Below are 24436 nucleotides of genomic sequence, written 5' to 3'. Positions count from 1 at the left end.
AAGATCCGCACCGTTCTTTATTCACTCAGCTGGAAGCATTTAATGAAACTAAGTCCACTTTACCTTGCTCTAATTACAAGTGTTGGCGCTGTACACGCCGCAGAAAATAACGAAAACATAGAAAAAATTGAAGTTAAAGGCACTTACTTTAATGATTACAAAGTAGATAATGCATCAGGCGCAATGCGCACCTCTGCTTCATTGCTCGAAACGGCACAATCTGTCACAGTTATTACAGATACCATCGTTAACGAACAACTTGCTACCACTTTGGGTGAAGTACTTACAAATGACGCCAGCTTAACGGCTGGTTCACAGCAGCGTAACCGTGAAGTATTTAACCTTCGTGGCTTTGAGCTAAGTTCAGGCACTGGTTATTTACGTGATGGCCACCAGCATTGGTCACACTACCAACAGCCAATCGAAATTCTGCAACAAGTTGAAGTAATCAAAGGTCCTTCAAGTATTTTATATGGTCAATCAGGTCCTGGTGGTTTGGTAAACATGGTTACCAAAAAACCAACTGCGCAAACATTATTAAATGCCAGCGCTGATGTTGACCAACATGGCTCAACACGCTTCATGGTTGATGCTGGCGGCGCGCTAACTGAAGCTGAAGATTTACGAGCTCGTGGTATATTAGTAAAACAAGACGTTGAATATTGGCGTGAATATCAAAACGGTGAAAACCGTGAGCGTGACCGCTTTTTAGGTGCCTTAGTTGTAGATTACGATATTGGCGACAACGCACTTGTTCGTGTTCATTATGACCGTACCGATGACAAAGCAGGCTTAGATACTGGTGCATGGATTGATGATAACGCCAATGTGATTGGTGATGATAAAACGATTCGCGATATGTCTTGGGCATTTACTGACATTACTGTAGAAAACTTAGGTATAGATTTTAACGTATATTTATCTGATAACTGGCAGGTAAACCTAGGTTATAACGAGCAAACTTTTGAACGTCAGCGTTTTGAGTCATCACCTAGTCGAAATTCTTACATCTCACAAACAAGTACGTACACCTCGAACCCATACGATCGTTTTGATGATTGGCAGTTTACCACTGCATTTATTGACTTTATTGGTGAATTTGAAACTGCGGGTATCCAACATCAGTTCTTAATTGGTGCAAACTCACTTGATTATTATTATGGTCAATTGAGAACTAGCGGGGATTCTTTCCCCTTCACGGCTGGAGATAATGAACCCGCTCGCCCTGATATCAGCTATCACAGTGATACTACAAAGAGTGAAACTGAATACGATTATTACGGTATTTACGCTCAAGACTTAATCACTTTTTCTCCAGAATGGCAAGTATCAGTTGGTGGCCGTTTTGATAAGCAAACGCGTGAAGGGCAAAATAACGAGTCTTTCTTACCTAAATTCGGCGTGCTTTATCATCCAAATGCATCTGCCACTATTTATGCAAGTTATACAGAAGGTTTCGAGCCACAAAATGAAACCATCACCAATGACAAAGATATCAACTTCGGTATGGAAATTGATGCCGTTACCTCTGAGCAAAAAGAAGTGGGTATTAAATGGCAAATGTTTGATGACCGCCTAATGCTAAGTGGTGCTGTGTTCGACATAAGCAAAAATGGTACATTAGTAACTGAAAATCTTGCAACGCCTATTGGTTCAATTACAACTGAAACTAATCAAGTGGGTGAACAACGTCACAAAGGCTTTGAAATGGCAGCACAAGGCGCAGCCACTGACCGCTTATTTGTAATGGCCTCTACTATGTATTTAGATGCTAACTATGAAAGAGCGGATGAAGACTTACAAGGTAAACGCCCGGCTGATGCCCCTAAATGGTCAGCTTCGCTTTGGACTCGTTATGAGTTAAATGATGCAATTGCTTTTAACGCCGGCGCATTTTATGAAGGTGAGCGTTTTGCAGACAGCGACAATTTAATTACCAAAGATGCTTATACCCGTGTAGATGTGGGTGCGACTTATAAATTTGTTATGAGTAATACAGATATTAACCTACGCCTTAATGTAGAAAACTTGTTTGATACAGACTACCTAGGCGGTGGCGGTAATGGCAGTGTCACCGTTGGCGAAGGCACTAACTTACGTTTAGCAGCGCAATTTAATTTCTAAGTTTAAGATCTATTAAAAAAGCCCGCACTTTGCATAAAAGTGCGGGCTTTTTACTTTTTATCTCATTGTATTTTTTAAATCAGTCATTTAATGATTAAATACCGCTAACGTATCTAACAAGCCAAGGTCAGCCATGAAAAAACTCATCACCGGGATGCTACTTGCCAGTAGCTTTTTAGCCTCAGCCGCAGCGCCTGAGTTTACCAGCAAGCAACTGCAACAAGTCGAACAATTGAGAGAAATCGCCAGTGACAGTGATTTAAGCTATCAATTACTAGAATCACTCACCACCGAAGTTGGACCTCGCTTACCGGGTACCGAAAACGATAAAAAAGCCGTCGCCTGGGCACAAGCTAAATTTAAATCTTTAGGCTTTGATAAAGTATGGCTTGAAGAAGCCACTTTTCCAGAATGGCGTCGTTTTAGTGAAAGCGGAAAAATTTTAACACCCAGTGAGCAACCCCTGCACTTAACCGCACTGGGTCACAGTGTGAGCACACCTAAGGAAGGCATTACAGGCGAAGTTGTTTTATTTGAAACCCTTGATGAGCTTATCGCAGCGCCTGCAAATAGCTTAAAAGGTAAAATTGCCTACATTAATTACCGTATGAATCGCCATATTGATGGTAACGGCTATGGCCCTGCGGTTCGTGCACGTTCTACAGGCTCTGTAGAAGCGGCTAAAAAGGGTGCTATTGGCTATATGATGCGCTCAGTCAGCACTGCCCATCACCGTTTTGCGCATACCGGCGGTAGCCATTACAAAGACGGTGTAACCAAAATTCCAAATGTAACGATTGCCAATCCTGATGCGGATCAAGTTGCCCGCCTTATTGCACTAGATAAAAAAGTGACCGTTAATATCAATGTGCAAACAGAAGATCGTGGTCAAGGTCTAGGTTATAACGTAATTGGTCAGTTCAACGGTACGCAAAACCCAGAGCAATATGTATTGATTGGTGGTCACTTAGATTCATGGGATTTAGGCACAGGCGCACTCGATGATGGTGCTGGTGTTGCATTAACTATGGCAGCAGCAAAACACATTAGCGAAATTAAACGTCCTAAACGCAGTATTCGCGTGGTGTTGTTTGCCGCCGAAGAGCTTGGCTTATGGGGCGCTAAAGCTTACTTTAAGCAACATGCGAAAGAGCTTAATAATATTGTTGCTGCCGCTGAGTCTGATTTTGGTGCTGATGTAGTATATGGGTTTGAGTCAAATGTATCGGCGGAGTCACTGCCTGTAGTACGTGCTATTGCAAAAGAGCTCTCAGCGTTAAATGTAGAGTATATTGCAAAGAATGGTGCTCGCGGCGGCCCTGATTTAATCCCACTTAGAAATACCGAAGGCGCAGCTATTTTTGATCTTCATCAAGACGGGACTGACTACTTTGATTATCATCACACTGCTGATGACACATTAGATAAAGTAGACCCAGAAAAGCTCAAGCAAAATACCGCGGCTTATGCTGTATTTGCATTTATGGCCGCCGATGCCAAAACCACAATAAAACCAAAGCCTGTAAAAAAATAAATTAAGTAAACATACTTTCTTACAGTTTATTGCTTTGCTTTCGCCCTTCTATGTTTTAATTTATTAAAAAAGCTAGGAGGGCGTTTATGCTACTTTTTAATACCTGTGACTCATTATCGTCATTTAGCCAAACAACAACTTGCCCTCACTGTAAAAGCAAAAATTACCAATTAAAAAATCACAGTCGCTTCTTACGCTTTACCATTATTCCTATTATGCCACTAGCTTGGCAATACCAATATCAATGTGATGATTGCCAACATACTGAGGCTGTCTCTTTGCATAAGCTGCCTCTTATTGAGCTTTTATCATTAATAAAGTACTTTATTGGTTCATTGCTGTTAATTTGTATGCTGCTTTATTTTTATCAGCAATACCATGCAAAAATTCAGTTGCAGCAAAGCATCATTAGCAACCCACAAGCCTATGATACATATTTAGTAAAAGCGGATAAATTTGCCCAAGAGCCATTACGACCAGAAAACCTTAAAGTTGCTCAAGTTTTGGAATTTAATGATAAATTTATCACTTTTCAAATTAGTAATTACCGTTACAAACGCGACCGAGCTATCACTATGGCTATGCGAACCAGTTTGTTAGTACAAAGAGATTACTTTTCAGCTAATACGCTCACGTTACCACGTACTGAAGTACAGCGCCTGTATGACGAGGGCACAATTTATGATGTACTGCGCCCCTATGCCTACAGTTTATATGGTGGCTTCGTGATGTTTCCACCTAGACCGAAACCTTTATATGAAGGTGTGAAACTTAATAAGAATAATCAGCAAGGCATCACCTATTATAAAGATAAGCTCTATAAAGAGGCGTTCGACAGCTTTTTACTTGCCGCTAAAGAAGGCTCTCAATGGGGACAGTTAAACTTAGCGCAAATGCTCCAAGACGGCCAAGGAACAAAAATGAACACACAGCAAGCTATTTACTGGTATCAGCAAGCAGCAGCTCAGGGCAACCGAAAGGCCAAAGTCGAATTAAAAGATTTATGTAGTCATTATCAATGTGAGTAAAATGGCAAGTGTTTACTCGCCATTACTGTTTCTAAGCTATATTCACAGCTTTAAATTTTGATTTAAAAAAGCTAGCACTTGCTGATAATAGCGAGTTCGGTGTTCCTGCTTATAAAAACCATGACCTTCATCTTCAAGTAGCTCATATATATAAGGGTGTTTCGCTTTTTTAAGGGCCGCAATAAGTGACTCGGCTTGCTCAATTGGTGCACGCTGGTCTTCACCACCATGCACTATAAGAACTGGCGCCTTTAACTTACCGATATTATAGCTAGGTGAAAATGCCTTTAGTTGCGCTTCATCCGTCCCCAGTACTTTTCGCAAATAACGCTGACCACTATCACGCCCCGCAATATCCCCTTCTTTGAACATCAAGGGTAAATCATATACGCCTACAACACCTATTACGCATTGAAACATTTCTGGTTCTAGAATCGCACTCTGTAACGCAGAATACCCTCCAAAGCTTGCCCCCATGATACACATATTATTTTTATCTACAGTGCCTTGCTCAACTAAATGCTTTACACCATCAATGATATCAAATTGGATTTCAGCTCCCCACTTTTGATGCCCAGCATGCTCAAAATTACGGCCAAAACCACCAGATCCTCTAAAGTTAACTTTTAGTACGGCTATACCGCGATTTGCAAGTAACTGTGCATCAGGATCAAATGCCCACCAATCGCGAGGACCATGTGGCCCTCCATGGGGCATAACCACTAAAGGCAAGTTTTCATGTTTAATATTGTTTGGTAGAGTTATATACCCATAAATGGTTAAGCCGTCTCGACTGGTATAACTGATTGGTTTCGTCACTGCCATTTGCTCAGGTTTCAACAAACTGCGAGTGGGAAATAAAAAACGTAAACTATTTTCACCAGCGTCATATAAATAATATTGCCCGGGATTTCGATCACTTGATGCGAAAATAATACTGGTATCACCATTTCGAGTACTGCTAACCAATTGCACCTGATTACCTTCGAGAGAATGCAGTAACGACTTTAAACGCATACTTTTATCGGACTGACCATCAACAAACGCATAAGTTGGATAACCAAGTTCGGTTTCTATCGCAAACAACTCTTTTGATATTTCATCAATCCAAACTTTCTTTGGTGAAACATTTTTTTCTTTATGTAACAGGATTGCAGACTTTGTTTTTAAACTCAGTTTATACAACCCTTTAGGCTCCCCTTCTAAGGAAGCTGTAACGTATATATTGTCGCCAGATTCATCAAATGCATGCAATCTAACATCGCTATAATTGAGTGCACCTAAATCAAGTAATTGCCAGTCGCCTCCTGATTTTTCTCGCGTATAAATTGTTGGTTTTATATAGTCATCACTGGATACTGCAGCCCGTACATTCCCCTCATGATCGGTAATAAATTGAGCCATGCGTGATGGAGAGGTTGTTATCTTTCTTCGTTTGCCAGAGAAAATATCAACATCATAAACTACAGTATGTGGCTCCCCCCCGCCATTCCAAGGATAAGTAACAATGAGCATTTTTCTATCATCGTTTACTAAAGGATCCAATACATAAGAAGTACCTTTTAAAGGTGTCGCTTTTTTAATTCGGCTACCGGTTTGCATTTCACCTTGGTAGCCGACTAAATATTTTCCGCGGCTACCGTCGGCATTAACCCCAAACAGCTCACCATGATACTGAGGATGATCTTGCCACCCCTTTAGGTATTCTTTGCCAAGTACGACCCGTTCATCACTTACCCATGAGTAACTACCTACTTGTGCATTACTTTTAAACTTAACTGCATGTTGAATTTTAAAAGTTTTAGCATCTAAAATAACCAGTACGCTTTTACCTTCAGGTTTAGTGATCACAGATAGATATTTACCAGTTGGTGATAACTTAACTTGACCATAATCTGCGCTTTTACTAAAAGACTCAACAGGTAAGATTGTTTGCGCTGAAGCTGTGTAAGTACTTGTAATAAATAAAAAGAACAAACACATAATTAAATTTTTTCTCATTTAAACATCCATTTTATTAGTATCAACCCTATCCTAGTTATTTTAGGTAAAAATGTAAATTAATAGTAAAAATTATATTTATTAAAACTCCTTTATACAGTAAAGTTACTTCACTGGCTTTTTCGCCATAACAGCTACTGCTGCATGATGAATTAACACCACAAGCGCACCCGCTAACACGCCAAATAAGCCATCAAAAAATAAGGGAGCAATAACCTCACCTATCGAGCCTAGGTTTACCAAAGCAAATTCGGTTACTGCCACTTGCCAATGGTGGAGCAAGCTTACGCCATGGACGAGAATGCCACCGCCGACTAAAAACATAGCCACAGTACCTGCAAACGCTAAAAAAGCCATCAGCCTAGGAGCCGTAGCCAGTAAGCCCTGGCCAATTAGCTGTTTAAATTTACTGCCAGAAACTTTTGACTGGTTTAGTAAATATAAACCCGCATCATCGAGTTTCACAATACCTGCCACTAAACCATAAACTCCGATAGTCATAATAATGGCGATAACGCTCAACACTAATGCTTGATTTAGTAAAGTTGCACCAGCAACCGTGCCTAAAGTAATAACAATTATTTCTGCAGATAAAATGAAGTCAGTTCGTATAGCCCCTTTCACTTTTTGCTTTTCATACTCGACTAAATCGACGGGAGCCTGCTCTTGTTGAACCACGTTTGAGCTCGGTAGCATTTTTTCTACTAACTTCTCTGCACCTTCAAAGCATAAGAATAATCCACCCAACATTAATAGAGGCGTTATTAACCATGGGAGCCAAACACTAATCAGTAAAGCTGCCGGAACCAATATTGCTTTATTTAAAAATGAGCCTTTTGCAACAGCCCACACCACAGGTAACTCACGCTCAGCACTCACACCCGTAACTTGTTGCGCATTAAGCGCTAGGTCATCCCCTAACACACCAGCTGTTTTTTTGGTTGCCACTTTACTCATGGTTGCAATATCGTCTAGTAACGTTGTTATGTCGTCCAATAACGTTAAAAGGTTAGTTCCTGCCATTTTAAATCCTCATGCGCAAAATAATTTAACTTCAACATAGCTTAAACCTGTACTTTCACCAACGGTTAATTTTCATTTGTTATGCTGGCTATAAAATGAAATCAAAGAAGGGCTGTTTTATGTATAAAACAATTTTCTTAACAACGAGCTTATTAGCATTAACTGCCTGCTCTGAACAAGCACAAAGCGATGTTTACTCTTGTGATAACCAACAGTCTGCAACAATAACAAGTGAAGATGATGAAAATGCAAAGCTTGAATACAAGCAACAGCAATACCAGCTTGTTAGACAGCAAAGTGCCTCTGGTGTTAAATACACTAATGATGACGTACTCTTTTGGACTAAGGGCAATGAAGCCATGTTGATCATCGATGGTAACAAGCACCACTGTAACGTGCAGTAAGCATAGCCTTATATTTTATAAAAACACTGCTACACTCATTACTAAGTCGGTATTAATGAGTCTGTTATGCGAGCTGTGACGATAAAATATAAAGTGATTTTTGCATTCTCTGCAATAGGGCTATTAATGCTACTCAGCAGTGGCTTTTTTTATTGGTCCCTAGGCAAAATCAGCGCTGCTAACTCAGATATAGAAACCCTAGCAGTGCCTGTACAGCAACAAAGTAATGCCCTGCAATTATCGTTATTATCTATCACTAAATTTAATGCTGTAGCATTTAGCCAAAGTAAAATAGCTAAATTGCAACAGGAGCAGCAACAAGCCATTAATGAGCAACAGCTATTTGAGACTAAACTCATAATGCTTAGTCAAAAGTTACAGGATCAGCCAACAATGCAAGCATTGCTTGCTAACATCGCGCAAGACTTTAACCAATTAATAGCAACCAGCAGCAACATGTTTAATGCTAAACAAAATGGCTTAATTGCTACCGCGGCAGTTGCTAAGTATAGCCAGGTTTATATCGACGATATAACAACCCTCAGTAACAACTTGCTTGATTTAGAGTTACTTGAGGTATCAATTGAACAGCAACGATTACTTGAAGCTATCGTTGGTACAGCAACACGAATAGATGACTTACTGTTTACTTTGAGTAATAACGTTAAAAGTATAAAGCATATAAATGCCTTACAAATATTAGCAGAACACCAACAAGATACAGGGTTTCTACTCGATAATGCTAATTCCAATTTTACCTATTTAAAACAACAAGCAAGTGAACTTGAAGATGATGCTAACTTTACCGCTTTAACATCTCAAATGGATACGTTGCAACAAAAGCTCCAAGATATCTATCAGCAGCAAACGATTATTTTAACTAGTCGCGAGAACGCTGAGCGTACTTTCAATAACTTTCAGCAGCGATTTCAAGACACCGAAAAATTACTAACCGAGCTAAAGCAATTGGCTGACAATCGCTTTTCGTCATTACAAAATGATGCACAATCGACGATTACAACAGGCTCAACGCTGGTTGGTATTATTAGCTTAGTGTTACTATCTTTTGCCGCGTTAATCTCTGTTGTTACAACACGCACAATGCTTAAGCCTTTACACGCTGTAAATAAAGCGCTATCAAGAATTGCCTCCGGTGATTTATCTAAACGGACTCAGCCACGCAGTGACGACGAGTTTGGTGTATTACTGGCAAATATAAATCGCTTGATAGATGATTTAAGTAAGCTACTTGTTGATATAAGCGATAACGCCCATACCTTGGATCAATCTGCTATTCAAACATCCGAGCAAGGCCAACAAATGACGGTAGCGGCCACACAGCAACTTGAGCGTATAGCAGAGGCGACTTCACTTGCACAAAATATGCTGAGTAATTCACAAGCTGTTTATGAGCAAGCTGATAACACATCAAATGAGATAGCCAACGCGTCTCAATTTGCCAATGATGTAAACCAAATTGCAGATAGAAATAGCCAGCGTATTAAAGCTCTACTAACACGTTTAGAGCAAGCCGTACAAAGCACTGAAGAGCTGGCACAACATACACAACTTATTGGTGCCATTGTTGATACTATCAGCAGCATTGCAGAGCAAACTAATTTACTGGCACTCAATGCCGCTATTGAAGCCGCTCGAGCCGGTGAAAACGGCAGAGGCTTTGCAGTGGTTGCCGATGAAGTTCGCTCACTAGCTGCACGAACCCAAAGCTCCACTAATGAGATTCACACCATGATCCAAACTCTGCAGCAACAAGCTCAAGCTGCACAGCAGGAAATTAACGACGGCCAACAACAAGCCGCTGATTGCGTGGCCAATAGTAGTGAGCTAAACCAAGCGGTCGATAAAATAAAAGGCACCTTGGTCACTCTAAATCAAATGAGTCAACAAATTGCCGATTCATCCCATCATCAACTCAATAACAGTAATGAAATTAAACAAATAATGGCAACTGTTACTGAACAAGCACAAAGTAATGCCCAGCATGCAGGCACTCTCGCAACTCAAAGTGAAGATGTAAATCAACTTGCACACTCACTGACTAGTGCCGTTGAACGCTTTAAACTATAACGGTTTACTTTAGGTGACTTGCTCACTCTGAACTGGGTATAATGAGCTAAATTTAAGCTTTAAAGCGGCCAACCATGAAATACAAAGATCTTCGTGATTTTATTGAGTTACTAGAGAAACAAGGCGAATTAAAACGCATTCACCAAGAAATCGATCCCTATTTAGAAATGACCGAAATTGCTGATCGTACTTTACGTGCTAAAGGCCCTGCTTTATTGTTTGAAAATCCAAAAGGACATGATATTCCAGTCTTAGCTAACTTATTTGGCACTCCTAAGCGCGTTGCAATGGGCATGGGTCAAGATGATGTAAGTGAGCTACGCGAAGTAGGTAAGCTATTAGCTTTTTTAAAAGAGCCTGAGCCACCAAAAGGTATTAAAGAAGCTCTAGGTCAAATCCCTGTATTCAAACAAGTTCTCAACATGCCCGCTAAAGAAGTAAAAAAGGCGGTATGTCAGCAGGTTATTATTGAAGGCGACGATGTAGATTTAACTAAACTGCCCATTCAACATTGCTGGCCTGGTGATGCAGCACCACTGATTACATGGGGTTTAACAGTTACCAAAGGACCATATAAAAAGCGTCAGAATTTAGGTATTTATCGTCAACAATTACTAGGCAAAAACAAAATCATTATGCGCTGGTTATCACATCGTGGCGGCGCGCTGGATTTTCAAGAATGGTGTAAAGAAAACCCAGGTGAGCCTTATCCCGTGTCTGTCGCATTAGGCGCAGATCCGGCGACTATTTTAGGTGCAGTTACCCCAGTACCCGATACACTCAGTGAATATGCTTTTGCAGGTTTATTACGTGGTAGCAAAACTGAAGTCGTTAAATCGATTTCAAATGATTTACAAGTTCCTGCAAGCGCTGAAATTGTACTCGAAGGCTATATTGTGCCAGGCGAAACAGCCCCCGAAGGTCCATATGGCGATCATACCGGCTACTATAACGAAGTAGATGACTTTCCAGTGATGACCGTTACACACATGACCCACCGTAAAAACCCTATTTACCACAGCACCTTCACTGGCCGCCCACCTGATGAACCGGCGATTTTAGGGGTTGCATTAAATGAAGTGTTCGTACCTATTTTACAAAAGCAATTCCCTGAAATTGTAGACTTTTACTTGCCACCAGAGGGTTGCTCGTATCGTATGGCTGTTGTGACCATGAAAAAGCAATATCCTGGTCACGCTAAACGCGTCATGATGGGAGTTTGGTCATTTTTACGTCAGTTTATGTATACCAAGTTTGTGATTGTTTGTGATGATGACGTCAACGCTCGCGATTGGAATGATGTGATTTGGGCTATTACAACACGTATGGATCCCGCTCGCGATACTACTTTGATTGAAAACACACCAATTGACTATCTCGACTTTGCCTCACCTGTCTCTGGCCTAGGCTCAAAAATGGGGATGGACGCAACAAACAAATGGCCTGGCGAAACAGATAGAGAATGGGGTGAACCAATTGTAATGAATCAAGAAACCAAAGATCGTGTTGATGAACTTTGGGATAGCTTAGATATTCTCTAACTCACTAGCAAGAGACTGTAAACTCACTGTGCGGATATGCTACTATTGCTCAAATAAACTGCATCTCCGCTAATTTAAGGTAAAACATGCAAACATTACACGCTGAAGTTATTGCTATCAGCCCATTAACTGAATTTGTTCATAAAGTTGTTTTAAAGCCAGTAGAAAGCGTGACATTTGAAGCTGGTCAGTATCTACAAGTTGTTTTAGGTGAAAAAGATAAACGCGCATTTTCTATTGCTAGCCGCCCTTCTCAATCTGATCAGCTTGAGTTACACATAGGTGCATCTGCTGCTGATTCATATGCAATGCAAACATTAGATCACTTGCGTGCTGCACACCAAGATAATAGCAAAGTAACCATTGAAACTGGCCTTGGTATCTCACAACTTCGCCTACAATGTGAACGCCCTATTATATTGCTTGCTGGCGGTACAGGCTTTTCATATGTAAAGTCTATGGCTGATCATTTAAGTGAGATTGGTTGTGATCGCCCGGTGTTATTTTACTGGGGTGTGCGCGAAGAATCTGCGCTATATGCTCACCAAGAAATGCAAGCTTGGGCCGATAGCCGCGAAAACTTTGAGTTTATTCCTGTAGTTGAAAACCCTACTGATAGCTGGACTGGACATACAGGCTATGTACATAAAGCGGTGATGAGTGACATTGCTTCACTAGCACCATACGATATATATATGGCTGGACGTTTTGACATGATAGGTATCGTTCGTGATGACTTCCTAGCCCATGGCGCAATCCGCGAAAATATGTATGCCGACGCGTTCGCGTTTATCAAGTAATAATACCCGCTTATTGTAAAAGCACTGCCGGTGCTTTTACATTTCCCCCAATATTCTCTTTTCTTCAAGCCTAGCTACAATTCAATTAGCATAATAAAAACTTAACCTTGATAGTTCAAACCTATCAGTTTAATCAACATAAACAATTTCACAAAACTCCACTCATTGACCATACTTTACCTAACTTAATAATTGGGAGAGACCCAAATGCTAAATACAAAAGTAAAAGATTTCATGCAACGTAAGTTACCGCATATCACCCCTGCGACAGAGATGACAACAGCAATTGCTGAACTACAAAAGTTCAAATTACTGGGCGCGCCGGTCTTTGATGATAATAAATGTTTAGTTGGCTTTATTTCAGAGCAGGAGTTACTAAAGCCATTAATGCAAAATAGTTATTTTTGTGATGGCGTAGTGAAGGTATCTCAATTGATGCAAACTGAAGTGGTAACCGTAAACGGTGATAGCAATATTATTGAACTAGCAGAGCAAATGAAAACTGGTAAACCGAAAAACTACCCTGTAGTCGATGGGACTACTGTTATAGGTATGATTGGTCGTAGCGATATTTTAAAAGCGCTCTATGATAATTACCTAAGTTGTCAACAATAGCATTGGCGCACTTATTAAGTGCGCCTTGTCGTCGCTGTTATCGTGCAGCGGCAACGTGCTTCAATTGCTGCTTATCTGTTTCACTGAGATAAGCAATTTCCAAAGCATTAACTTGCGCTTTTTCCATATCGGCTTGAGTTAAACCCGCTGCAGGTGCAGCCACTTTGTACTCATGCTCAATTTCGATGCCTTCAACGGCAGGGTCGTCTGTATTAATACAGGCTAAAATACCATGATCTAAGAAACGTTTTAACGGATGCACGTCTAAGCTAGCAACTGTGCTGGTTTGGATATTACTCGTTAAGCATGACTCAATACCAATACCTTTATCACGTAAATAATCCATCAGTGTAGTATCTTCGATTGCTTTTACACCATGGCCTATACGACTAGCACCTAATTCATTTATTGCCTGCCAAATACTGGCAGCGCCCAAAGCTTCACCAGCATGAATTGTCGCAGCCAAGTACGCATCGCCAACTTGTTTGAAATGATCGACAAACAATTCACCTGGGAAGCCAATTTCATCCCCAGCCAAATCTATCGCTACTAAATCATTTTTAAACGCAAGTAAGGCATCAAGTTCTTGCTGACAAATTTTTGTACCGTAAGTACGCGACATTATCCCAATCAAATTTGCTTTTACGGTACTAGTTTGAGTTGCGCTTTTAATGCCATCTACCACGGCTTCAACCACTCCTTGAGGATGTAAACCTTGGCTTTGAGCCATATAGTAAGGGCTAAAACGTAGCTCTACATAATCAAGTCCCTGTGCTTGCGCATCTTCAATGTTCTCAATAGCAACTCGACGACACGCATCATAATCACCCAATACAGCGACGCCCCAATCTAGCTTCTGTAGAAACGCCATTAAATTTGGCTCAGGGTCGATGACCTGAACATGGGGTGTTAATGCTGCAACATTGTCGGCAGGTAATTGAATATTAAACTGACGCCCTAATTCTAATATTGTTTGTGCTCGCACATTACCATCAAGGTGGCGATGGATATCAAGCAATGGGAGTTTTTTATTGATCATAGTTAGCACTCAGTCTTTTAAATTTTCGCGCATCATACGCACTTAAATCGGTAATTCAAGTTTAGTTGATTTTGTTTGTAATAAAGAGGTCATTTGTCATGGTTAGCCGTATGGTGCCAAATTGTTTTAAATAGCTTTTCAGCATCAATTGGTTTAGTTAAATAGCCGTCCATGCCGACATTTAGCGCTTTCTTAATATCATCATCATGGGCATTTGCCGATAGTGCGATGATAGGCAGCTCACTCATATATAATTCATTGCGAATCACTTTCGTCGCTTGCAGACCATCCATATTCGGCATTTGAATATCCATAAGAACTAGGTCATATTTCGTTTCTGAAACTTTTTCTATTGCCTCAAAACCATCATTAGCAATATCAGCTATACAATCTTTTGTTTTTAAAATAGCAGAGGCAACATGTTGATTCAGAGGATTATCCTCGACTAATAACAGCTTTATTCCTGCAAATGATAAAGCCTTAACATCAACCTCATTATGCAAAGGAGCCAAATGCTGTGCTTGTGGCAAAGGTGAATTATTAGGTAATGAAAAACTAAAAGTGGAGCCTTGACCCTGCGCACTTTGCAAGGAGATACTCCCCCCCATCAACTCCACCAACTTTTTACAGATACTCAAACCTAAACCTGTGCCACCAAACTGGCGTGATGTGGAGCTATCGGCTTGGGCAAAAGGTTGAAATAATTGCTGTTGTGCACTCGGGCTTATGCCTATTCCGGTGTCTTTAACACTAAAAAAAGTACTGTTTTGCTGTTGCCATACTTTAACGATAATAGAACCTGATGCAGTAAACTTAATGGCATTATTTAATAAGTTAAGCAGTATTTGCTTTAACCTAATAGGGTCGGTATTGAGTATAAGTTCAGCGCTTTTATCAATTTCAAGCTCTAAAGCCAGTGATTTCACCCCTACGTCAAATTGTACTAAATTCATTAATTCATCAGTCAGTTGGTTTAAAGCAATCGGCTCTTGCACAAGCTCAAGCTTACCAGCTTCCATTTTAGAAAAATCTAATACATCATTAAGCACTCTTAGTAAAACGCTAAGAGCACCGTCAGCCTGCTCAATATAACGTTTAGCTTGCTGCCAATCTTGTTGCTGTAGTGCTAAATAATGCAGCCCTTTTATGCCATTGATTGGGGTACGAACTTCATGGCTCATATTAGCCAAAAATTGACTCTTAATTTGACTCGCTTGATCGGCTTTGCGCTTTTCTTCACGTAACGTTCGCGTTTGCAGTGCCACCTGCTCTCTCACTTGGATATTAGTCCCTGTAACAGAAATTAAAAAAGTAATCAGCAGCCAAACAAATAGCATGCCTACAATTTGTGCGAGCCAGTATACAAGCCAAGATGTTGGCCCCTTAGGTTCAAGTAGCTCAACCTGCCAAATGCGTTTACCAATTAAGAGTTGATATTCCTTGAGTAGCTCAAGCCCTTTGTGGGGGCTGATAAAAATAGCCTGCTTTGCTTGCGCATCCGTAACGTCATAAAAGTTTGCACTTATTTCACTATGGTGCTCAAACTGCAGATTGTCTATTAGCCGAGAAATACTCACGACACCTGCTACTAGCCCTCTAAAATCTCCTAACGTGTCTAAATCACCAAAAACGGGAACGAAGAACAATACCGCCTTTTTATCTGACACTTTTTGCATTAGCTTAATTGGCTCACTGAGCACTAACTCATTCAACGCCTTTGACATCATCAAGGCTTGATAACGCTGTTCATTCGAGGCTAAGTCAAAACCGATAATATCTTCATTGCCAGCCAATGGGTGCACAAATCGGACGGGGAAATACAACTCGCGTTTGGCTGCTTTTTGCCAATACATTTGGGGAGACTTTTCTTTTATAAACTGAGCGTCAGCATTTTGTAGCCTCATCTGTTGTTGAAATTGTTCAACACCGGAAAACGGAACAACAGGCACCCATTCAAAAGCTATAATTTCGCGGTTATATTCGAGTTGTTGAGAAGTGAAGCGTTTAAACTCGCTATAGCTAACTTCATTACTGCTAGCAAAAAACGTTGCGAGTAATGCCAAGTGCCCAGAAATCTCATCTATTTTATGATTAATTTCTGACTGGATTTCAGCGACTTTTGCGTCTTTTTTTTCTGTGTCTTTTTCTTTTTTCACGCTTGCTGCAGCATAAAAACAAACACTGATCACAAGATAAATAAGCAAAGAAGGTAAGATGACTTGTAAGCGGTGACGTAGTTGCGCGTAGTTAAAAGCGGCTAGCATTAAGGGGGTAAAAATTAACACCCCGATACTGTCACCAACCCACCAAGCAATAAAGTTATTAAAGGCCTGCTGTGCAGGGATAACGTCATTGATAACAAGTAAGCCTGTGCCTGTACTCGCCGCGATAGTACAGCACACTGGCCCAGCCACAATTAAGCTTTGCACACTGTGCTTTAACGATGATAAGTCTAAAGGGGCTTTGATCACTTTTGTAATAAGGAAACAACCCACCCAAGCTTGCAAAGTCGCAGCTAATGAAACACATAACGCCTGCAAAAAAACTTGCCAATGGAGTATATCTACAGCGCGGTCAAGGTGAATTAAGTTAGTTAATAGCGCTCCTAGTAGCACACCAAACAAAGCACGGCGGCCAGCAAGTAAAAAACCAGCAAGTGCAATACCCGAAGGTGGCCATGAAGCAACCGCATAACCTTCAATAGCCAGTAACAGGTTACTAAAATAACCTGTACAAAGGTAAGCAAACGCAAGACTGAAGCTTAATGTAAAGGTATTCTTCAATGTCTTGGCGCTCCTATGCCTAATTAAGTAATTGAGTGATTACAAATAAAGATCGAGCGCTTTTTGTGGTTGAGCACTTTTACTATAACTAAGCTGCGCTTGCGCTAAATAGTCGCGTTGATTACTTGGCGTCAAAGCTTTATCAAACACCCGCGCTGCAAGATCATATTCACCATGTGCATTTGCCAAACATGCCAATGCTAATAATAAGTCTTGATTGTCCGGTTGCTTTTTCAGGGCGTCTTGTAAGTTAGCTTGCAGTTTTAATGCATCACCCGGCGCGGATACTTTAAGTATTTTCGCAAGTTGATGCTGATCATCAGGCTTTTTCAGCATTTTTAGTAAAGTCAGCTCTATTTCGCTTAAGCGCCCGCTTTTTGCCATAGCAGCTAAATATGCCGAGTCTGCTTTTGCTTTCAAGTGTTTACTTAATGCTTGGTACTTTTCAGTAAGTTCAGTCTGAGCATTAAAATAAGCTGCGAATAATACATTCCATTGGCTATCAGTAAGTGCTTTTTTACTTAATAAACGTGGCATAAACTGTTCAAGTGCAGACCATTTCTTTTGCTGTACGAGCACTTCAGCGTATAGCTTGAGCTCCAGCGCACTGGCTTTCTTAGCTTCAGCTAATACTTTTAACTCACCCGTAACAGTACTGCTATCACCACTGGCAAGCCATAGCTTAGCAGCTTTCAATTGATTTGCAGGGCTGATTTTATCTAGTTGCTCAATTGCTTTGCTAGAGTCGTTATTGTGTAAAGCGGCTTTGGCGAGCATAGCATAGCGTAGGTCTTGCCATGAATCCGTAACACTGTTGTTTGCTAATGCAAGCTCTAGCTGCTCGTAATCACTATTAACTAAGCTCCAAACCCCTTGCTCAATTGCTGCTTGCTTACGCTCTTCACTACGGGCAAAAAAACGATGACGAGTATTACTATATAAAGACCAAATATAACGAATAAGTTTATAAGTTAAATATAAGCCCAGTGCGACAACTAAAAAAGTCGCACAAAAGGCAACTATTGAGCCTTCAATTGTCGTTTGATTAAACGAAATTAATACATAACCCACTTCACCAATTAACATAGGTGATAAAGCAAGTAACACTGCAATGGCTAAAATTAGCAATATCAGGCGGATCATTGTGCCCACTCCTTGACCTGCTCGGTGCTTTGCAGTTTCACCTCTGGACTAAAGTGCATTTGCTCTTTGCTTAATTCACTCAATGCTTTAAGCGTACTTTTAGTGAGAGGGTCATCCTGTTTAAAATACTCTTTCACAATAATATGTGCTTGGCTAACAGCAGTAAAATAAATACTCGCCTGTTTGGTTAACAGTGCATCTTGCGCTTGTGATAAGTACAAACTCAAACGCTGTTGAATTAAATGGCGCTCTTGTTCTGTCAATAAAGGTTCAATAGACATGTCTTCGCGTTGGCGAATTTTTATGAAATTGTCGGTAAATTGATGCCATGAATTAAGTAAGTTTTGCTGCCAATCACTTACGTTTTCACTCAATGTATGCTGATCGTCTTGCCCCACTTCTTGTGGTAAAGCCACGGCATTGAATTCAAGTTTTTCAATTTGCTCAACAATACCATGAAGCTTTAAATAAATAGCTTCAACGGGCACACTTTGCACACTACTGAGCGCTTGTAAGTCCTGATGAATTGCTTGGCGAATAGCGCCTGTTCCGGGGTGCTCGGCAAGTAGTGAATCTAAGCGCGATAATACCGCACTAGCACCTTGGTAATCTTTCTCAGCCCACAATTTAAATTCAGCCATGCGCTGTAAGCTTGTCACTTCTTGTGGGTTTAAGCTATAAGCTTGCTGCTCAGCACGTTGCAGTGCGCTTTCTAACTGCTGCTGAGTTTGCTCTGTATTTTGCGCGATAGCCGCTGCTACTTTTTTCTCACTATTAAATAATGCCTGCTGTAGTGTTTGCTGCGCGGTTTTAACTGCATTTAATTCTTTATTGAGCTGCTGATTATCAATCGTTAATTGATTCACTAACTGGTTAGCTTGCTGCTCAGAATTGAGTTTTTGATAGAACTGATAACCCACCCCCGATGCCACAATGAGAGAAATAATCAGCGCTAAGCTGCCTGTCTTGCTTATGCTTTGTTTATTATTTTGCTGCATTGTTGATTCTTTTGTTGCCGTTGACGCAGACGACGCCTTTGCTGTTGGCTTAGCGGGTGCTGGTTTTGCCTCTGAAGAGGTTGTTGGCTTTACATTTTCACTCATAGTATTACCTTGGCTGATGCAGGAATACATAGCGCTATCGCTCGCGCCTGCAGCAATGTGTATGTTTGCCGAGTCTAACTGTTGCTTAAGGTATTCACCAATTCGATTGCTCGCAACATAGAACTGACAGTGTCTTAACCATTGTAGTTGTTTTGACGAAAGTTGACGGAAAATAGCATCAACAGCCGCGTTACTTGTTATGACTATACCTTCAACATCAATGCTTTGCCAGTGGTCTATCCAGTCTGTGGCATTTCCTTTAACAGGACCGCGTTGATAAACAACTAAGCTATTTAAAAATGCCTCACGCTGCTTTAATGCTTGCGCTATAGTCGGCCGGCCATCTTTGCCTTTGACCAAAACAATATTTTGCCCTGCCACTTGCTGCAACGACGTGAGTGCTAGCAAGCCTTCTGAATCATGTTGTTTTGGCACAGCTGCGCGTATGCCAAAAGCTTGCCAAACAGCTTCTGCTGTTTGTTCGCCTACCGCGTAAAACTGTGCTTTCGTGTTGATATCAGGCTTAAGTGCTAATAATGCAGTAACAGCATCTTGTGAGATAAAAATAATTTTATCGGCATTTAATAAGGGTGTTAATTGAGCACCGTTAGGTTCAAGGGCGTTTATTTCTAGCACTGGAAATAAAGTCGCCTGATAACCCTCTTGCTCAAGTTGCTGCGCAAGACTGGCACCTTTTCCTTGTGGGCGAGTTATCAGGATATGTGGCATTTATGCGTCTCTGTATACGTCAGCTAAAATTTTATCTGCGCCCATTTCAAGTAGTTGCTCAGCTAATTGAGTGCCAAGCGTTTGTGCATCAACTGCTTTACCGCTGATTTCTGCACGCAATATTTCACTTCCATCAACGGCGCCTACTAAACCACGTAAATGAACTTGATCGCCATCAACTAATGCATAAGCACCAATTGGCACTTGGCAACCGCCTTCTAAACGACGATTCATAGCACGCTCTGCATTAACGCGAATACGTGTTTCGTTGTGCTCTAATGGCGCAAGCAATGCTTTTGTCACTTCATCATCAATACGACATTCAATACCCACAGCACCTTGACCATTAGCTGGAAGAGACATCTCTGGCTCAATAAACGCTTTGATACGATCATGCATCTCAAGACGAATTAAGCCTGCAGCAGCTAAAATAATTGCATCATATTGACCATCATCTAATTTAGCTAAGCGAGTATTTACATTGCCACGTAGATCACGAATGACTAAATCTGGGCGCAACGCACGTATCTGGCACTGGCGGCGTAAACTAGAGGTACCAACAATCGCACCTTGTGGTAACTGTTCGATATTCGCATGATTGTTTGACACAAAAGCATCACGCGGATCTTCACGTTGGCAGATAGTGTGTAGTGCTAACCCTTCAGGAAATTCAACCGGCACATCTTTCATTGAATGCACGGCAATGTCCGCACGACCATCAAGCATTGCTTGTTCAAGCTCTTTAACAAATAGGCCTTTACCGCCTATTTTGGCCAAAGGCGTATCTAAAATGATATCACCTTGGGTTGACATAGGAACGAGTTCAACTTGGATATCATTATGAAAATGCTCAAGTTGTGCTTTAACAAACTCCGCTTGCCAAAGTGCTAAAGCACTCTTACGTGTGGCGATACGAACGATGTTTTTGTTTTCTGTTGCTTGTGTAGTCATGAAAAGGTCCAATGTTCTTTGCTAATCAAAAAATCGTTTAATCAGCTAAAATTCGAAATTCTTTTTGAGCAAGTAGATGGTCTTGTTCGTCAACCACGTCAACACGCCATTGTCCTGTTTGCTCAGGTAAAATATGTTTATTTGAATAAGTACGATAACGCGGCGAGGTAACCTTAAGCTCAATACTTGCCATTACTTGGTTTTCATAACGCCAAATATGCCTAATTCGTTGACCTTGTAAATTTTTCAACTCACTAAAAAAAGCCAAACTCTCGGTAAATTCAGAGAAGCGAATATCCGCTTTAAATACATTTACAGGTTCACGCTCAACCACATCTCGAGTCAAAACTGCGCGGCTTACTTTATCAGTATCTATTTTAGCACCTAAAGCAACGCTGGCAATATGAGCTGTTGCGGCAAAGTCATCTTGGCTTGCATTTGCTTGCGTAACCTCAACATTTTGCTCAATGGGTTCGGGTTCTTCAATGGCAGCTTCATCTTGTGAAGAGTTAGCTTGTAGTGTAACCTCAGGCGCTGCTTCAGCAATAATATCACTCTCGTTATCAATAACAGTTACTGGAGCTTGAGCCGTATCTAGAGACTCTGAGGCCTCAGTATCATGCTGGGCGATGAGTGGCTCATCAGTCAGCTCCACCTTTTCCTCAATTATTTCAAATGCTGAAATTAACTGAGCTGGTTCGTCAGTGGCTGAATCGTTTTGTTCAGCATTAACAGAGCCCATCAGACTATATGCAAAAACCATCAACGCCAGACCAACTAGTAACGCAACAGTTAGAATACGTCGCCAATGCCATTGATAAGTTACCTCGGGCACCGCGGTGCCTGCGCTTCTATTCATATTTGCAGTGATCACGATCTTTTGACTCATAATAGCCTCAATGCTTTAAAAAATTAATTTAAGCGAGCAATTAACCATTGGCGAATCGCCATTAGTTCTTCCCCACAGACCTGATGAGCCATAGAGTAATCTTGCCAGCTTACATCCATGTTATGCGCTGATAAAACATCAAACGCATTACGACCCGCTCTATGTGGCACTACATCGTCATGACGACCGTGAGCCATAAACACGGTTAAACCTGTCTGTCTTGCTTCTTCGGTCAGCTTCTCTGGTACACACATATAAGTAGAAAGTGCCATTACACCTGCGAGCTTTTGCGGCAATCGCGGTGCTAAGTGTAGTGAAATTACACCACCTTGTGAAAAACCGGCCAAGATAATTTTATCTGCAGCAATGCCATTTTCTAATTCTTGCTTAATAAGTTGCTCTACTTTAGCCGCAGACTCACGTACACCGGTCTCATCTGCACGCTTGTCTAAATCCATTGATTTAATATCGTACCAAGAGCGCATTGCCATGCCACCATTAATTGTAACAGGCTGTACAGGGGCATGCGGAAATATAAACCTGACACCAAGCTCTTCAGGTAGTGCAAGTTGTGACGCAACAGGCAGAAAACCCTCCCCTGAATCACCTAAACCATGTAGCCAAATTACCGTGGCTTTATGCTCACCTTTTGCTGGGTGCTCTACAAATTCTAAACTCATAGCTCTGATTGCCACTCAACTGTTTGACCTGCTTGGCGCGTTGCTGCGTCATTCATAAACTGCCAAAATTCTGCACCAGAGCGGTTATCAATCCACTTATCACCTTGTAGTTCAAAGTGATGGCCATTAAATTTAGTTGCCACCCAAACTTGGTGCAAAGGAGCCTGCTTATTGATCACTATTTTAGAGCGATCAGCAAAAATAATCTCTAAAATACCTTCTGCTGATTCGTAATCTAGATCCGCTTCGCAATCATCAACCTGCTCTTCGATTGTGAACATAAGTGCTTCGGCTAATTGGTGATATTCATGGTCTGTCATTGTTATTTCCTTAACGGCATTAGGTACAATTTACATGCAGATAGTGTAACAGGAATAAAATCATCCGCGAATAGCTGCATTTTTTAGATATTCTGTTAATCTGCGATTATAAAGCCAGCAACGCGATTAATCTAATGAAAGAGATGCATCTTAAACAATTAAAACAATTTTCCCCAATTGCTGTACTACTTATTACTCTCGCTGGTTGTGGCCAAAGCGGCCCATTGTATTTACCCGATGAAAAAGTAGAACCAAATCAACAACAAAAGCAAGCTTCAACTGAAGCAGTTAAACCATCATCAACAACCGAATCGAAACAGGACCAATAGATGGACTTTTTTGACTATAAGAATAATCAGCTGCACGCTGAAGACATCGCTGTCAATGAATTGGCAACACAATACGGTACACCATGTTATGTGTATTCACGAAAAACATTTGAACGCCATTATCTTGCCTTTGCTAAGGCTGCTAAAAATCATAAAAACTTAGTATGTTATGCCGTTAAAGCAAATTCGAATATAGCCGTATTAAATGTATTAGCGCGTTTAGGTTCAGGCTTTGACATTGTATCTAAAGGTGAACTTGCTCGTGTAATACAAGCCGGTGGCGATGCCAAAAAAGTAGTTTTTTCTGGGGTAGCAAAAACCGCAGATGAAATAGCGTACGCACTTAAGCTTGGCATAAAATGCTTTAACGTTGAGTCTGTATCTGAGCTTGACCGTATTTCACAAGTAGCGACTGAGCTTGACCTAGTTGCACCTATTTCAATTCGTGTAAACCCAGATATCGACGCTAAAACGCATCCTTATATTTCAACAGGGTTAAAAGAAAATAAATTTGGCATAGATATTCTTACTGCTGTGAGTGTGTATCAATATGCAGCTTCGTTACCTGGCTTAAAAGTTACCGGCGTGGATTGTCATATCGGCTCACAACTTACCGAGATTAAACCATTCTTAGAAGCTTTAAATAAAGTATTAGCACTGATTGATGAGTTAAAAGCAAACGGTATCGTACTGAGTCATATTGATATAGGTGGTGGCTTAGGCGTGCCTTATAATGGAGAAACTCCCCCTCACCCAAGTGAATATGTAGCGCATATCACTGAACGTTTAGCAAACTACCAAGATTTAGAGCTTATATTTGAACCAGGCCGCGCTATTGCTGCAAATGCTGGTATTTTGGTCACTAAAGTTGAGTTTATAAAACAAAACCAAGATAAGTATTTTGCCATCGTGGATGCTGGCATGAACGATATGCTACGCCCATCACTTTACCAAGCGTGGCAAAATATTGTGCCTGTTTGCCCACACAGTGATAATACGCCAACTAATAATTTCGACATTGTTGGACCAGTGTGTGAAACCGGTGATTTTTTAGGTAAAGATCGTATGCTAGCCTTAAAGCAAGGCGACTTGCTAGCACAACTTAGTGCTGGTGCGTATGGCTTTACTATGAGTTCAAATTACAATTCACGCCCCCGCGTTGCTGAGATAATGGTAGATGGCGAACAAAGCCATTTGATCCGCGCGCGTGAAACTGTAGAAAGCTTATGGCAAGGCGAGAAAATTTTACCATAAACTTTTTGTAACCCGGCTGCTCTGTGGCATGATTAGCGCAGAGCAAATCCGAATTAGA

The 24436-nt window shown here is 41.0% G+C and carries 20 protein-coding genes; 10 read left to right on the top strand and 10 right to left on the bottom strand.

All coding sequences use genetic code 11. The annotated features are described in order from the left end of the window. Positions 1-42: 42 nt before the first annotated feature. From AAEU30_RS10145 to AAEU30_RS10135, 3 genes are all read left to right on the top strand, one after another. Positions 43-2124 carry a TonB-dependent siderophore receptor gene (locus AAEU30_RS10145; RefSeq protein WP_421960398.1) on the top strand — a complete coding sequence of 694 codons (2082 nt, stop codon included), beginning with the start codon at positions 43-45 and terminating at the stop codon, positions 2122-2124. 133 nt (positions 2125-2257) lie between these two features. Continuing rightward, positions 2258-3658, top strand: a complete 1401-nt coding sequence (locus tag AAEU30_RS10140; protein ID WP_421960397.1) for a M20/M25/M40 family metallo-hydrolase — start codon at positions 2258-2260, stop codon at positions 3656-3658. Positions 3659-3744: 86 nt separating this feature from the next. Continuing rightward, entirely contained in the window at positions 3745-4686 is a 942-nt protein-coding gene (locus tag AAEU30_RS10135) for a tetratricopeptide repeat protein (RefSeq protein WP_421960396.1), read from the top strand. Positions 4687-4728: 42 nt separating this feature from the next. Here AAEU30_RS10135 and AAEU30_RS10130 read toward each other — a convergent pair whose 3' ends face one another. Together AAEU30_RS10130 and AAEU30_RS10125 are read right to left on the bottom strand one after the other, a co-directional pair. Next, the gene (locus AAEU30_RS10130; RefSeq protein WP_421960395.1) at positions 4729-6687 is read right to left on the bottom strand and encodes an alpha/beta hydrolase family protein; all 1959 of its coding nucleotides are present in this window, start codon (positions 6685-6687) and stop codon (positions 4729-4731) included. A 105-nt stretch (positions 6688-6792) separates the two neighbouring features. After that, positions 6793-7710 (bottom strand): DUF808 domain-containing protein, encoded by a 918-nt coding sequence (locus AAEU30_RS10125; RefSeq protein ID WP_421960394.1) that lies wholly within the window; start codon positions 7708-7710, stop codon positions 6793-6795. 119 nt (positions 7711-7829) lie between these two features. On the opposite strand from AAEU30_RS10125, the gene AAEU30_RS10120 reads away from it, so the two are divergent. The 5 genes from AAEU30_RS10120 (at position 7830) to AAEU30_RS10100 (ending at position 13158) form a co-directional block, all read left to right on the top strand. Continuing rightward, on the top strand, positions 7830-8114 hold the full coding sequence (locus tag AAEU30_RS10120) for an MliC family protein (protein WP_421960393.1): 285 nt from the start codon (positions 7830-7832) through the stop codon (positions 8112-8114). A 66-nt stretch (positions 8115-8180) separates the two neighbouring features. Then, the gene (locus AAEU30_RS10115; RefSeq protein WP_421960392.1) at positions 8181-10202 is read left to right on the top strand and encodes a methyl-accepting chemotaxis protein; all 2022 of its coding nucleotides are present in this window, start codon (positions 8181-8183) and stop codon (positions 10200-10202) included. 74 nt (positions 10203-10276) lie between these two features. After that, on the top strand, positions 10277-11743 hold the full coding sequence (gene ubiD, locus AAEU30_RS10110; RefSeq protein ID WP_421960391.1) for a 4-hydroxy-3-polyprenylbenzoate decarboxylase: 1467 nt from the start codon (positions 10277-10279) through the stop codon (positions 11741-11743). An 86-nt stretch (positions 11744-11829) separates the two neighbouring features. Next, positions 11830-12543, top strand: a complete 714-nt coding sequence (fre, locus tag AAEU30_RS10105; protein WP_421960390.1) for an NAD(P)H-flavin reductase — start codon at positions 11830-11832, stop codon at positions 12541-12543. A 207-nt stretch (positions 12544-12750) separates the two neighbouring features. Continuing rightward, positions 12751-13158 carry a CBS domain-containing protein gene (locus tag AAEU30_RS10100; RefSeq protein WP_421960389.1) on the top strand — a complete coding sequence of 136 codons (408 nt, stop codon included), beginning with the start codon at positions 12751-12753 and terminating at the stop codon, positions 13156-13158. Between the two features lie 37 nt (positions 13159-13195). Here AAEU30_RS10100 and add read toward each other — a convergent pair whose 3' ends face one another. The 8 genes from add to cyaY all read right to left on the bottom strand — a co-directional run bounded on the left by add (position 13196) and on the right by cyaY (position 22795). After that, complete coding sequence (gene add / locus AAEU30_RS10095; protein WP_421960388.1) at positions 13196-14197, bottom strand: adenosine deaminase; 1002 nt, start codon at positions 14195-14197, stop codon at positions 13196-13198. A gap of 89 nt (positions 14198-14286) precedes the next feature. After that, positions 14287-16980, bottom strand: a complete 2694-nt coding sequence (locus AAEU30_RS10090) for a CHASE domain-containing protein (RefSeq protein WP_421960387.1) — start codon at positions 16978-16980, stop codon at positions 14287-14289. Between the two features lie 39 nt (positions 16981-17019). Then, positions 17020-18123 carry a heme biosynthesis HemY N-terminal domain-containing protein gene (locus AAEU30_RS10085; RefSeq protein WP_421960386.1) on the bottom strand — a complete coding sequence of 368 codons (1104 nt, stop codon included), beginning with the start codon at positions 18121-18123 and terminating at the stop codon, positions 17020-17022. Then, the gene (locus AAEU30_RS10080; RefSeq protein ID WP_421960385.1) at positions 18120-19955 is read right to left on the bottom strand and encodes a uroporphyrinogen-III C-methyltransferase; all 1836 of its coding nucleotides are present in this window, start codon (positions 19953-19955) and stop codon (positions 18120-18122) included. The genes AAEU30_RS10085 and AAEU30_RS10080 overlap by 4 nt, the downstream gene beginning before the upstream one ends. Continuing rightward, positions 19956-20906 carry a hydroxymethylbilane synthase gene (gene hemC, locus AAEU30_RS10075; protein WP_421960384.1) on the bottom strand — a complete coding sequence of 317 codons (951 nt, stop codon included), beginning with the start codon at positions 20904-20906 and terminating at the stop codon, positions 19956-19958. It abuts the gene before it with no gap. A gap of 37 nt (positions 20907-20943) precedes the next feature. Beyond that, positions 20944-21795 carry a DUF2914 domain-containing protein gene (locus AAEU30_RS10070; protein ID WP_421960383.1) on the bottom strand — a complete coding sequence of 284 codons (852 nt, stop codon included), beginning with the start codon at positions 21793-21795 and terminating at the stop codon, positions 20944-20946. A 23-nt stretch (positions 21796-21818) separates the two neighbouring features. Further along, positions 21819-22475: an alpha/beta hydrolase gene (locus AAEU30_RS10065; protein ID WP_421960382.1), complete on the bottom strand. Its 657-nt coding sequence runs from the start codon at positions 22473-22475 to the stop codon at positions 21819-21821. Continuing rightward, positions 22472-22795: an iron donor protein CyaY gene (cyaY, locus tag AAEU30_RS10060; protein WP_087531217.1), complete on the bottom strand. Its 324-nt coding sequence runs from the start codon at positions 22793-22795 to the stop codon at positions 22472-22474. The genes AAEU30_RS10065 and cyaY overlap by 4 nt, the downstream gene beginning before the upstream one ends. Positions 22796-22929: 134 nt before the next feature. Between cyaY and lptM the strand changes: the two genes are divergently transcribed. Continuing rightward, positions 22930-23124 (top strand): LPS translocon maturation chaperone LptM, encoded by a 195-nt coding sequence (gene lptM / locus AAEU30_RS10055; protein ID WP_421960381.1) that lies wholly within the window; start codon positions 22930-22932, stop codon positions 23122-23124. Continuing rightward, entirely contained in the window at positions 23125-24378 is a 1254-nt protein-coding gene (lysA, locus tag AAEU30_RS10050) for a diaminopimelate decarboxylase (protein ID WP_421960380.1), read from the top strand. It begins immediately after the preceding gene. Positions 24379-24436 lie beyond the last annotated feature (58 nt).

Origin of the sequence: Pseudoalteromonas mucoides, from assembly GCF_049257175.1 — a bacterium.
Lineage (GTDB): Bacteria > Pseudomonadota > Gammaproteobacteria > Enterobacterales > Alteromonadaceae > Pseudoalteromonas.
The sequence above is the reverse complement of the archived record's forward strand: the minus strand, read 5'-3'. Positions and strand labels throughout refer to the sequence as shown.